Source organism: Streptomyces aureocirculatus (genome assembly GCF_000720475.1).
Lineage (GTDB): Bacteria > Actinomycetota > Actinomycetes > Streptomycetales > Streptomycetaceae > Streptomyces > Streptomyces aureocirculatus.
Window position 1 is genome coordinate 1 of sequence record NZ_JOAP01000021.1, and the last position, 12,179, is coordinate 12,179.

12 protein-coding genes are annotated in these 12,179 nt (G+C 70.1%); 9 read left to right on the forward strand and 3 right to left on the reverse strand.

All coding sequences use genetic code 11. The features are described from left to right. The first annotated feature begins 111 nt into the window (after positions 1-111). From IG78_RS0120135 to IG78_RS0120165, 8 genes are all read left to right on the forward strand, one after another. Positions 112-762, forward strand: coding sequence for an HAD family hydrolase (locus IG78_RS0120135; protein ID WP_030565159.1), 651 nt, complete (start codon positions 112-114; stop codon positions 760-762). Positions 763-813: 51 nt separating this feature from the next. Continuing rightward, positions 814-2,109 (forward strand): MFS transporter, encoded by a 1,296-nt coding sequence (locus tag IG78_RS0120140; RefSeq protein ID WP_030565160.1) that lies wholly within the window; start codon positions 814-816, stop codon positions 2,107-2,109. Then, positions 2,060-3,232 carry an acetoin utilization protein AcuC gene (locus IG78_RS0120145; protein WP_030565161.1) on the forward strand — a complete coding sequence of 391 codons (1,173 nt, stop codon included), beginning with the start codon at positions 2,060-2,062 and terminating at the stop codon, positions 3,230-3,232. Before IG78_RS0120140 ends, IG78_RS0120145 begins: the two co-directional genes overlap by 50 nt. A gap of 255 nt (positions 3,233-3,487) precedes the next feature. Beyond that, positions 3,488-4,303, forward strand: coding sequence for a phosphatase (locus IG78_RS0120150; protein WP_030565162.1), 816 nt, complete (start codon positions 3,488-3,490; stop codon positions 4,301-4,303). Between the two features lie 129 nt (positions 4,304-4,432). Beyond that, positions 4,433-4,642: a helix-turn-helix domain-containing protein gene (locus IG78_RS0120155; RefSeq protein ID WP_157164103.1), complete on the forward strand. Its 210-nt coding sequence runs from the start codon at positions 4,433-4,435 to the stop codon at positions 4,640-4,642. Between the two features lie 114 nt (positions 4,643-4,756). Continuing rightward, positions 4,757-4,855, forward strand: a complete 99-nt coding sequence (locus tag IG78_RS46000; protein WP_003948845.1) for a 30S ribosomal protein bS22 — start codon at positions 4,757-4,759, stop codon at positions 4,853-4,855. A 388-nt stretch (positions 4,856-5,243) separates the two neighbouring features. Next, positions 5,244-6,347 (forward strand): NAD-dependent epimerase/dehydratase family protein, encoded by a 1,104-nt coding sequence (locus IG78_RS0120160; protein WP_030565163.1) that lies wholly within the window; start codon positions 5,244-5,246, stop codon positions 6,345-6,347. 14 nt (positions 6,348-6,361) lie between these two features. Further along, the gene (locus IG78_RS0120165; RefSeq protein ID WP_030565165.1) at positions 6,362-7,522 is read left to right on the forward strand and encodes a lysophospholipid acyltransferase family protein; all 1,161 of its coding nucleotides are present in this window, start codon (positions 6,362-6,364) and stop codon (positions 7,520-7,522) included. 208 nt (positions 7,523-7,730) lie between these two features. Here the strand turns inward: IG78_RS0120165 and IG78_RS0120170 are convergent, their stop codons facing one another. From IG78_RS0120170 to IG78_RS0120180, 3 genes are all read right to left on the reverse strand, one after another. Further along, positions 7,731-8,993 (reverse strand): DUF5667 domain-containing protein, encoded by a 1,263-nt coding sequence (locus IG78_RS0120170; protein WP_030565167.1) that lies wholly within the window; start codon positions 8,991-8,993, stop codon positions 7,731-7,733. A gap of 302 nt (positions 8,994-9,295) precedes the next feature. Further along, positions 9,296-10,069 (reverse strand): ECF subfamily RNA polymerase sigma factor, BldN family, encoded by a 774-nt coding sequence (locus IG78_RS0120175; protein WP_030565170.1) that lies wholly within the window; start codon positions 10,067-10,069, stop codon positions 9,296-9,298. A 493-nt stretch (positions 10,070-10,562) separates the two neighbouring features. Continuing rightward, on the reverse strand, positions 10,563-11,537 hold the full coding sequence (locus IG78_RS0120180; RefSeq protein ID WP_030565172.1) for an HAD family hydrolase: 975 nt from the start codon (positions 11,535-11,537) through the stop codon (positions 10,563-10,565). A gap of 142 nt (positions 11,538-11,679) precedes the next feature. Here IG78_RS0120180 and IG78_RS0120185 point away from each other — a divergent pair, with 142 nt between their 5' ends. Then, complete coding sequence (locus tag IG78_RS0120185) at positions 11,680-11,994, forward strand: glutaredoxin family protein (protein WP_051852794.1); 315 nt, start codon at positions 11,680-11,682, stop codon at positions 11,992-11,994. Positions 11,995-12,179: the final 185 nt, after the last annotated feature.

A 12,179-nucleotide genomic window follows, 5' to 3' on the forward strand; every position in this document is an offset into this window, starting at 1 on the left:
GATGGTACTGCAGGGGGGACCCTGTGGGAGAGTAGGACGCCGCCGAACTAATTTTATAGGAAAACCCCCGCACCTCACGGTGCGGGGGTTTTCTGCGTTTAGGGTCGAACCATGCGATACGAACTGATCATTTTCGACAATGACGGCGTCCTGGTGGACAGCGAGCCCCTCTCCAACACCATGCTCGCCGCCTATCTGACAGAACTCGGCCACCCCACCTCGTACGAAGAATCCCTGCGCGACTATATGGGCGCCGCGATGCACCGCGTACACGACACCATTCTCGAACGGTCAGGAAAGCGGCTTCCCGAAGACTTCGACGACGTCTTCCACGAGCGGGTCTTCGCCGCCTTCGAACGCGAGCTACAGCCCATGGCGGGAGCCGTGGAACTCCTGGAGCAGCTCACCGCGGACGGTGTGCCCTACTGCCTCGCGTCCTCCGGAAGCCACCAGCGGATTCGCGTCGGACACCGCAAGACAGGGCTCGACAAATGGTTCGACGAAGGACGCATCTTCAGTTCCCAGGACGTCGGGCGCGGCAAGCCGGCACCTGACCTCTTCCTGCACGCCGCCGAACACATGGGAGTCGCACCCGGCAAGTGCGTCGTCATCGAGGACAGCCCGCTGGGCGTACAGGCCGCCAACGCGGCCGGGATGGACGTCTACGGCTTCACCGCCATGACACCGGCCGAACGACTCCGTGAAGCCACCCGGCTGTTCAGCCACCTGAGCGAGGTGCCTGGCCTCCTCGCGGCAAAGTAGTGAAGTGATCCGTCTACCCATGAGTAGGCGGGGATCCTACGCTTCGCAGCCATGACGGAAACGCTGCGGCGCGGCAGGGCCTCGCTGGCCTTCGGCTTCCTGGTGCAGGGCGTCACGTTCGCGCTGCTCGTGACGCGCATACCCGCGCTACAGGACCGGTACGGGATATCCGACGGGCTGCTGCCCCTCTTCCTCGCCGCCGTGCCGGTCCTGGCCGGAATCGGGAGCGTGTGCACCGAGCGTCTCGTGCGGAGAGTGCCGCCCAGCAGGGTGCTGCGGTGGTCGCAGCCCGTGGTGCTGCTCGCGCTGCTCGGCGCGGGCGCGGGGGACGCCCTGTGGGAGATCGCGATGGCGCTGGGGGTGTTCGGGCTCGCGGTCGGCGCCCTGGACGCGTCGATGAACATGCTGGGGGTCAGCCTCCAGCGGGCGTACGGGCGCAGCATCATGCTGGGCTTCCACGCGGCGTACAGCCTGGGCGGAATCGCGGGGGCCTCGCTTGCGTGGGCGGGAGCGCACTGGGACCTGTCGCTGCTCGTGTCGTATCTGCCGGTCGTCGTGGTGCTGCTGCCGGCCGCCCTTGTGGGGAGCCGGTGGTACGTGGACAGCGACGACACGGGCGCCGGTGAGTGGGCCTCCCCCAAGCTGACCTCCCCGGAACTGACCTCCCCGGAACTGACCTCCCCGGAACTGACCTCCCGTGACCCGGGCGACCCGGGCCGCGCCCCCGCGTCGGTGGGCTTCAAGGCGCTCCTTCCGTTGTGCCTCGTGATGACCTTCGCGTACATCGGGGACTCGACCGTCTCCAACTGGAGCGCGAAGTATCTACAGGACGTGCTGGGGAGTTCGGAGGAGCTGTCGACCGTTCCGTACAACGTCTACATGGTGATGAACCTGCTGGGGCGGACGGTCGGGGACCTGGGGGTGCGGCGGTTCGGGGCCGTCGCCGTGGTGCGGTGCGGGGCGGTGCTCGCGGCGGCGGGGTTCGGTGTGGTGACGATGGCGCCCGGGGCGTGGGTGGGGATCCTCGGGTTCACGCTCCTCGGGATCGGTCTTTGTGTGATCGTGCCGCAGACGTTCGCGGCGGCGGGAAAGCTGTTCCCCGGTGCCTCGGACGTGGCGGTGGCCCGGTTGAACGTCTTCAACTACGTGGGTTTCCTGATCGGTTCACCGCTGGTGGGCGCGCTCGGAGAAGTGTGGAACTACCGCGGGGCGATGGTCGTTCCTCTGGTGTTGGTACTCATGACCCTGAGGTATGCCAGGTCGTTCGCCCCCGACCCGGACCGATACGGTGATGGTCATGAGCGGCCGCGCACAACTGATGTGGGACGAGGCAGTAACGGGCTATGACTTCGGTCCACAGCACCCCATGGACCCGGTCAGGCTCGCGCTGACGAGAAGTCTGATCGACGCCTTCGGGCTCGACCGGGAGCTGGACGTGGTCGCGGCGAAGCGCGCCGGGGAGTCGACGCTCGGGCTCGTGCACCGCGAGGACTATGTGCGGGCGGTGCGGGCGGCCTCCGCCGACCCGGCTTCGGCCCGCGGGGATTACGGACTCGGAACGGAGGACGACCCCGCCTTCGCCGGCATGCACGAAGTGTCGGCGCTGATCGCGGGGCAGTCGGTCGCGGCCGCCGAAGCCGTGTGGCAGGGCGAGGCGCTGCACGCCGTGAACTTCGCGGGCGGCCTGCACCACGCGATGCCGGGCAGCGCCTCCGGGTTCTGTGTGTACAACGACGCGGCCCTGGCCATCGCGCGGCTCCTGGAGCTGGGCGCGGAGCGCGTCGCGTACGTGGACGTGGACGTGCACCACGGGGACGGCGTGCAGGCGGCGTTCTGGGAGGACCCGCGGGTCCTGACGATCTCCCTGCATGAACATCCCCGGATGCTGTTCCCGGGCACCGGCTGGCCCGAGGAGACGGGCGCCGAGCCCGCGGTGGGCAGTGCGGCCAATGTGGCGCTGCCCGCGGGGACGGGGGACGAGGGGTGGGTGCGGGCGTTCCACGCCGTGGTGCCGGAGCTCATCGCCGGGTTCCGGCCGCAGGTGCTCGTGACGCAGCACGGCGCGGACACGCACTTCGAGGACCCGCTCGCGCATCTGGCGGTGTCCCTCGACGCGCAGCGTGCGGTGCAGATCGCCTGTCACGAGCTGGCCCACGAGTACGCCGACGGGCGCTGGGTGGCCCTGGGGGGCGGGGGTTACGCGGTGGTGGACGTGGTGCCGAGGTCCTGGACGCATCTGGTCGCGGTGGCCGCGGGCCGTGAGATCGAACCGACGGCGGTGCTGCCCGAGGTCTGGCAGCAGGAGGTGTACCGCCGTACGCGTACGCGGGGCCCCGGGCGGATGACGGATGGACGCTGGCCCGTGGAGTGGCGGAGCTGGGACGAGGGGTACGACCCCGCGGACCGCGTGGACCAGGCGGTCCTCGCCACCCGCCGGGCCGTCTTCCCCCTGCGGGGATTGCTTCCCTGAGGTGTGCGCCCCGTCAGGGGCGCGGGGAACCGCGCGCTCAGCGTGCGACGACTCGTAGGTGCGTCTGCCGGGACAGCGGGCAGATGCGTCTGCGGACTTGTGTCGGTTGCTCGCGCAGTTCCCCGCGCCCCTTGCGGGGCGCAGCCCCCGGCGGCCCCGACGGCCCGGTGCCCCGACGGGGCACTCTTAGCCCAAGTGTGGGGTGTTTTCTGGGTTTTCGGGGTTCCGTGCCGGTATGTGCGGCAGCATCGGGGCGTGTTGAGCACCGGAGCGCTGCGCGCGCATCTGCTGGCGGCCCGGCTCGCCGGGCCCGTCGCCACCTCGCGGGAGGAGAGCCTGCGGAGCTACCGGCTCTTCGCGGCCCGCGATCCCCGGATACTTCTCGGGCTGGACCCCGAATGGAACTGGGGTGCGGGAGACTTGCTGCGGTTGATGGCCGACAAGTGCGGCGTCTCCGAAGACCCCCGGCACACCTCGGGGGCCGACATCATCGACCCGGAACGGACCCTCGCGGGGCTCGAAGCGTTCGCCGAGCGGCTCCAGGACGCGGCCCGGCACAGGCTTCCGGTCCTGATCGGGACCGGCCACCCGCACCGGCTCCTGGGGTTCTACGCCGCGTTGGCCGATGCGTTGTCGGCGGCGGGATGCCCGGTCCTCACCCCTGCGCAGGGTTGCTGTGTCGACATAACGACCCGGTTCGGCCTACGCACGTACAACCTTGACTACGTACAGGGCGTCGCGCTGTTGCGCGAACCCGGCGTGCGTCCCACCGGGAGTGAGACCGGCGCACACAGCCATTCACCGCTCCCGGTTCGACGCGTCCTCGCGGCCCAGGCGGCCTCCGGGGGACCCCTGCCCGAGCTGGTCATCGGGGACCACGGATGGGTCTGCGGAGCAGGTCAGCTCGGGTTTGACGCGATCGGTCTGGCGGATACGGACGATCCGGCGCTGTTCGTCGGAGAGGCGGAGGGGCGGGTGTCCGTGGTCGTTCCGCTTGATGACGCTGTGCGGTCTGATTACTACCGACCGCTTACTCGCTATGTACTCAATCGAGCGTGTCTGTCACAGTAAACGGCCGATGGCAGCTCCTCTTCCCCACTCGCATCACCCGCCCCTACTCTGGGGAGTGAGCGCACAGCGACGAGGAGTCACCGGAAGGGGAAGCCGGTGCGCGTCATGTGCGGAAGGTTCAGGTGTGTCATGGCTGCTGACCAGAGGCCTCTCAGCGAGGTTGCGTTTCTGACCGTGGCGGAGGTAGCCGCGGTGATGCGAGTCTCGAAGATGACCGTGTACCGGCTGGTGCACAGCGGTCATCTGCCCGCAATCCGGGTCGGAAGGTCCTTCCGGGTCCCGGAGAACGCGGTTCACGAGTACCTTCGCGACTCATACGTGGGGGTGGAGACGGCCTGAACGACCTCCCTCGATTACAGACTCGGCGCAGGTACGGGTAGGCTGGGCCGACCAGGTCGTGTGGGCCCAGTCTGCTGCCCCGCACCGAGTGAAGAAAAGTGAGCGAGGGTAGTCGTGGGCTCTGTTATCAAGAAGCGGCGTAAGCGGATGGCAAAGAAGAAGCACCGCAAGCTGCTGAAGCGCACGCGCGTTCAGCGTCGCAACAAGAAGTAAGCGACCGCTGCACGTCAGCGAAGCGCAAGCGCATGTATCGAGGCCCTCCCGTCGTCCGACGGGAGGGCCTCGATGCGTTCTCGGCAGCCCTGGCTCAGGGGCCCTGTGTCCCGCCTCACCCGCGGGGATCCCAGTGAGGTCCCGCAGGAGTCCCGGAGGAATCCGGGAGGAATCCCGGAGGGACAGCGGCCATAGGGGATTCAATAGTTCAAATGCGGGCGAACGGCTTGATCTTTTCGGAGAAGTGTGGCCGTCGTCACTTCGCACGCCTCGCGGTCGTCACAGCGCAACGTCCAACCGCTAGCGTGGGCCAAGGGCGTAGTGCTCAGACAGGACGCGGGGCGGGGCGCCCCGACGTCGCGCGGGCTGAGGAAAGGCGGCGCTGATCTTGGGCAAGGTCGTGCTTGTGACCGGAGTGGCCCGGCAGCTAGGCGGCAGGTTCGTCCGGCGCATCCAGCGCGACCCGGAGGTGGAGCGGGTGGTGGCCGTCGACGCCGTCCCACCCGAGCATCATCTCGGCGGTGCCGACTTCGTCCAGGCCGACATCCGGCAGCCCACGATCACCAAGGTCCTCGCCGAGCACGGCGTCGACACGGTCGTGCACATGGACGTGACGGGCGCCGCCCTGGCCGGCGGCAGCCGCGGCTCGGTCAAGGAGACCAACGTCATCGGCACGATGCAGTTGCTCGGCGCCTGCCAGAAGTCGCCGCGGGTGAAGCGCCTCGTGGTGAAGTCCAGTACCAATGTGTACGGTTCCGCGCCCCGCGACCCCGCGGTCTTCACGGAGACGACGCCACCGAAGTCCCTGCCCAGCGGCGGTTTCGCCAAGGACGCCGTCGAGGTCGAGGGCTATGTGCGCGGGTTCGCGCGGCGGCGCCCCGATGTCGCGGTGTGCGTGCTGCGGTTCGCCAACATCCTGGGCCCTGCCGCGGATTCGCCGCTCGCCGAGTACTTCTCGCTGCCGGTCCTGCCGACGGTCTTCGGCTATGACCCGCGGCTGCAGTTCGTGCACGAGGACGATGCCGTCGACGTGCTGCGCCTCGCCTCGCACGAGCCCGAGCGCGGGACCCTGAACAGCGGCACGTTCAACATCGCGGGTGCGGGGCTGCTGCTGCTCTCGCAGTGTGCCCGGCGGCTCGGACGGCCGACGCTGCCGGTGCTGCTCCCGGCGGTCACCTGGGTGGGCGCGGCCCTGCGTACGCTGAGCGTCACGGACTTCTCACCGGAGCAGATCCGGCTGCTCACCCACGGCAGGGTCGTGGCCACCCGGCAGATGCGCGAGACACTGGGGTTCAGGCCCAAGTACACGACCGCGGAGGCCTTCGCGGACTTCGTACGCAGTCGGGGTCCCGGCCTGCTGCCGCCTGCGGCGCTCGCGGGAGCCGTCGACAGGATCGCGGCGCTGCCCCTCGCGGGCGGCGGCGGGAAGTCCGGCGCCGGCGGCGGTGCCCGACGCGGAGCCGACGACAGTGCCCACCACAGCGCCAATTGAGGAGATCGTCAACGATGGCGGACGCCAAGGTCATTCCGTTCGACGACGACCGGTCGCGCGGGGGCGCCCAGCGGCCGCCGCGCCGCAGGTCCGGGCCGCGGCGTCCGGGCGACGGGGCGAAGGCGCGCGACGTCAAGGCGGTCCCGGCGGCCCCGGGCCGACCGCACGGTGACGCTCCGGGCGGTGCGGACCGGGCCGGTGCGGCGCCGGGCGCGGAGCCCTCGGTCGCGGAAGGCGCCCGGGCGCCGGGGGCCGGTGCGCCCGGTGGCTCCCGCGCCGCGCGGCGGGACACGGTGCCGGTGCAGGCGTTGCCGTCGGAGCCGCGTGGTGGCGGCGGGGGCTGGGACCGGCGGATCGCCGGTGGCCTCGCGTTCCTGCGGCGGCGGCTCACGGGTGAGTACGACGTCGACGACTTCGGGTACGACGCGGAGCTGACCGACCAGGTGCTGATGTCGCTCCTCCGGCCGATCTACGACAACTACTTCCGCGTCGAGGTCAAGGGCATCGAGAACATCCCCGCCGAGGGTGGGGCGCTGATCGTCGCCAATCACTCGGGGACGCTGCCGTGGGACGGCCTGATGATGCAGGTCGCCGTGCACGACAACCATCCGCACGGCAGGCATCTGCGGTTGCTCGCCGCCGACCTGGTGTTCATGTTGCCGGTCGTGAACGAGCTGGCGCGCAAGGCCGGGCACACATTGGCGTGTGCGGAGGACGCGGGGGCGCTCCTTGAGCGGGGCGAGTTGGTCGGGGTGATGCCCGAGGGGTTCAAGGGGATCGGGAAGCCGTTCTCGGAGCGGTACAAGCTGCAGCGGTTCGGGCGGGGTGGGTTCGTTTCGACGGCGCTGCGGACGGGGTCGCCGATCGTGCCCTGTTCCATCGTGGGGGCCGAGGAGATCTATCCGATGATCGGGAACGCCAAGACGTTGGCGCGGGTTCTCGGGATTCCGTATTTCCCGTTGACGCCGACGTTTCCCTGGCTGGGTCCTTTGGGGGTGGTGCCGTTGCCCACGAAGTGGACCATTCAGTTCGGTGAGGCGATTCCTACGGATGGGTATCCGCCGGAGGCCGCTGAGGATCCGATGCTCATGTTCAATCTGACGGATCAGGTGCGGGAGCAGATTCAGCACACGCTGTACAAGTTGCTCGTGCAGCGGAGGTCTGTGTTCTTCTGAGGGGCGGGGTACGGGTGCGGGGCCTCGCGGGGCGCCCCGGGCCCGCCCCTTTCCCGCTGCGTCAATCTGCGTCAATCAGCGGCTCCGCCGCGGGCAGGGGCGCTGCGCCCCCTGGACCCCAGCCTTATCTGGACCCCAGCCTTATCGGCGCTTCGCGCCTCGTCCTCAAGCGCCGGACGGGCTATCAATAGCCCGTCCGGCGGCTTCGTTACTTCTGGTCCTCGCCCTCGATGCCCAGCTCCGGCAGCAATCCGGGCAGCAGCGGAGGGAGGGTGACATCCGGCTTGCCGGGTGTGGGGGGCTTGGCTGAGGGGTTTTTCCTGGTCTCGGCGGGGTTCGTGGGGGCCGAGGGGGTTTTGGGTGAGGGCGGGGACAGGAGGTCGTCCGCGACGTCGGGGATGAGGCCCTTGGGGGGGTTCTTGTGGCCGGGGGCGGAGGGCTTCGGGTTGCCGCCGGGGGAGCGGTGGGCGCCGGATTCGCCGGGGTTGCGGGGTGCGGGGCCGTCCGTGCCGGTGTCGGGCGACGTGCCCTGGCGGGGGCGGTCGCGCGGGGTGCCGTTCGGGCCCGGCTTGTCGGGCAGCAGGGAGCGCAGGGGCTTGACCTCCTGCTCCATGGCGTCGAAGACCGAGCTGACCTGCTCGCCGACGTCGCCGAGCTGCACGGGGAGCCGCTCGCGCAGGGCGCTCCAGCTCTCGCGGTGGGCCTTGGCGAAGGCGGAGAGGGTCTGGATGGGGCCGAGTGAGCCGTCGCGCTCGTACGCCTCGAAGAGGAGGCGGTGGCCTTCGGCGGCGTCGTGGCGCATGCCGGAGAGCGCGCGGCGGACCTCGCCGACCGATTCGTGGTCCAGGTGGCCCGAGCGGGTGCGCTCCATCAAGCGGCGGGCTTCGTTGAGCCGGGTCGACGCCTGGTCCAGATAGAGCCGGCCGCGGTCGGCGTCGCCGTCCGCCATGCCGAGCTTGAAGTCCTCCATGCCGCGCTTGAGGCCGTACAGCGAGTCGCCCGGGAGGGCGTCCGTACTCGCCGCTGCCGCGCCGCCGAAGGCTCCCGCCGCCACGCCCACGGTCAGTCCGCCGGCGGCGAGGCCCTTGGACAGACGGGTGCGGGGCTTGAGCTTGCTGAGTGGGCTCGCCCGGTGGGCGCCCTTGCGGGAGCGCTGTTCCGGTACGGATGATCCTGCGCCGTCGCCCGCCGTGCCCTCCGCCAGCATGGCCTCCATGGCCGCCACGAGCTGGGCTCGCTGGACGACCTTGACCTCGGGGTCAAGCTGGGGCGCGGGGAGCCGGGCGAGGCCGTCGGCGAGCGCCAGCATCCGGTCGCGTTCGTCCGGGCCCGGCGTGGGGCCGGTCCTGGCGGACGCCCTCGGTGGGGCGGGATCTTCGGGCTGCTCGGCCGCCGGGTCCTGGTCGGAATGCTCCTCCAGGGCCTGGGCGAAGGCGTTCGCCCGCCGGTGGGCCGATACGTTCGCGATCACTGGCGGCACCTCCTCTCGTCAAGACGGTCGACTCCCCAGGGGGTCCTGGGGGTTGCACGTCCTGAACACTTCCACACGTTCGAGTGAGCGCATGGAGCCCTCCCGTGCTCTCGGTGAGCGTGAGGAAGGTCAGGTTGCAACCACAGGGAGCCTGCATCCCGCACAACGAGCGTCGCGGCACTTGGGTTACGGACGAAAGATGATCGGACCACTGCGGGCTCGCCAAAGTCCGTGACGGCCAGCAGGCCGCCACGCATGGTGAGTTGGGCGTCACGCGCGGTGGCGGGACGCCGTCGGCACCGTCAGCGGGCGTCGTCCGGGAGGAGGCGGGCAAGGGTGCGGACGGCCCGGTACTGCAGGGTTTTGATCGCGCCTTCGTTCTTGCCCATGACGCGGGCGGTCTCGGCGACCGACAGACCTTGGAGGAAGCGGAGCGTCACACACTCCTGCTGCTGGGGGTTGAGGCGGCGGACCGCGTCCAGGAGCGCGGCGTTCGACAGGGACTCGAGGACGGAGTCCTCCGGGCTGCGCTCGACCTCGTTGGCGTCGAGCATCTCGCCGGTGGTCACTTCGAGGCGGAAGCGGCTCGACTTGAAGTGGTCGGCCACCAGATTGCGGGCGATGGTGACGAGCCAGGCGCCGAAGTCACGGCCCTGCCAGGTGAACGTGCCGATCCTGCGCAGGGCGCGCAGAAAGGTCTCGCTGGTGAGGTCCTCGGCGGTCGCCTTGCCGCCGACGCGGTAGTAGATGTAGCGGTAGACGGTGTCGCTGTACTGGTCGTAGAGGCGGCCGAAGGCGTCGGACTCGCCCGCCTGGGCGCGTTCGACGAGGTCCATCATGCGGGCGCTGTCGCTGTCCGCCGCCGGTCGGCGGTGGGTGGTCGTGGCGGCGGCGGAGCGCGTACGTCTGCTCACAGCCGCACCGCCGTCCGCCAGGGCGTAGCACGGCCCGGCGGGGGCCGGGACGGCGTAGGCGGGGACGGCGTACGCGGTGGGGACGAAGCCGCGCAGGCGGTCTACGACCGATGCGCGCAGCGTAGCCAGGCCCGAGGCGTCAACCCCGACGTGTGGGTACACGGGACTCCCAGAGGCAGAGCTTCCATCACGTGCAGTACCGGACCGTTCACCCGTCGTAGCGACGCGCACGGTCCGTTATGCGTCTGAGGAGAATAACGCTTCGTACAGGCAGCGCTACACCCAGTTGCTCAAATCATCGATTACGTCGCTTCTGTTACCGATCGGCGGTCGATCAAGTACCGGATATTGAACGGTTATTGATCGAATCGATGCGCATTCGAGGTGGCCGGGGGGCGTGTTGTGGCCGAGTTGAGCGAACGGGACTGGCGGGGGGCGTGACGGGTAAGACAGCAGGATTGCCGTCGTTTCCGTGTGCGAGGAGGGGTGGAGGCACGCCTTCCGCGGCTCCGGGGCACGACGGTCACCCTGTGTGGCGGAAGCCGCGACGGGAGGGGGCGGAAGCCGGACGGAAGGGGGGCGCAAGCCGCGGCGGAAGGAGAGACGGAAGCCGCGTCGGCAGGAGAGACGGAAGCCGCGGCGGCAGCGGAGTCCGTCAGCCGCGGCGGCGGTGCAGCGCGATCGCGGCCGCCGTGCCCCCGGCGAGGGCGCCGACGCCCGCAGCGGCCGGGATGCCGACCTTCGCCGCCTTGCGGCCCGTGCGGTAGTCGCGCAGCCGCCAGTCGCGGGCGCGGGCGTACTTGCGCAGCTTGGCGTCGGGGTTGATCGCGTACGGATGTCCGACGAGGGAGAGCATGGGGATGTCGTTGTGCGAGTCGCTGTACGCGGCGCAGCGGGCGAGGTCCAGGCCTTCGGCTGCGGCGAGGGCGCGGACGGCCTCGGCCTTGGCGGGGCCGTGCAGCGGCTCGCCGACGAGCTTGCCGGTGTACACGCCGTGCACGGACTCCGCGACGGTGCCGAGGGCGCCGGTCAGGCCGAGGCGGCGGGCGATGATCGTGGCCGTCTCCACCGGCGCGGCCGTGACCAGCCAGACCTTCTGGCCCGCGTCGAGGTGGGCCTGGGCCAGGGCGCGGGTGCCGGGCCAGATGCGCTCGGCCATGTACTCGTCGTAGATCTCCTCGCCGATGGAGGTCAGCTCGGCGACGCGGTGGCCCTTGACGATGGACAGGGCGCTGTCGCGGGCGTCCTGCATGTGCTCGGGGTCCTCGATGCCCGCGAGCCGGAACCAGGTCTGCTGCCAGGCGAAGCGGGCCAGCTCGCGGCGCTGGAAGAACTTCCGCTTGTACAGACCGCGGCCGAAGTGGAACAGGGCGGCGCCCTGCATCACGGTGTTGTCGAGGTCGAAGAACGCGGCGGCCTTCTCGTCGCCCGCGACGGGAAACTCGGGGGCCACCGGTTCGGCGGGCGGGGCCTGGGCCGCCGTGCCCGGCGCGAGGGCGTCCTCGCGCTCGGCGGCTGCTTCCAGCTCCTGCGACGTCTTGCGCGCCGCCTCGGCCGATGCCTCGCCCGCCAGGACGCTGCGCGCGGTGGCGAAGCGCCTGCGGGGGTGGAGCCAACCCAAAGTGGCCATGTCGTCGAGCATAGCCACTCTGTTCGGTCGGCCCGTGACGAGAAGGATGCGAACCCGTCAACGGTCCGTGTCGCGCTGGTCACACCCGGGCGTGGCGCGGGTGTGTACCGGGTGGGCGGTGCCGCGTAGGAAGCTGGGAGGCATGAGTCCTCTTTTCCGCCGGAACGGCGGCGCAGCGAAGAAAGTCACGGCCGGCGAGGGCGGCCGTCCCCTCACGGGCGACCGGCTCGTCACCCTGGTCGGCAAGCCGGGCTGTCATCTGTGCGACGACGCGCGGGCCGTGATCGAGAAGGTCTGCGGCGAGACGGGCGTCGCCTGGGAGGAGAAGGACATCACGCGGGACGAGGCGCTGCACCGCGAGTACTGGGAGCAGATTCCGGTCGTCCTCGTGGACGGGGAGCAGCACACGTTCTGGCGCGTCGACGAGGCGCGGCTGCGGCGGGAGTTGCAGGGGTAACGGGAAGACGGCGGGAAGTGCCGGGGGCCGCGGCGGGGTGGGATGGCCGGATGTGATGTCAGGAGCTGTCCGGAAAGTCGTTTAGCATCGGGGGTCGGTTTTGAGATCTCGGGGGCGTGATCGTGAAGGGTGTGTGCGGTTTTGCCCCCGTCGGCTGAGTGTCGTTCCAGGCCGTGCGCCGGTTC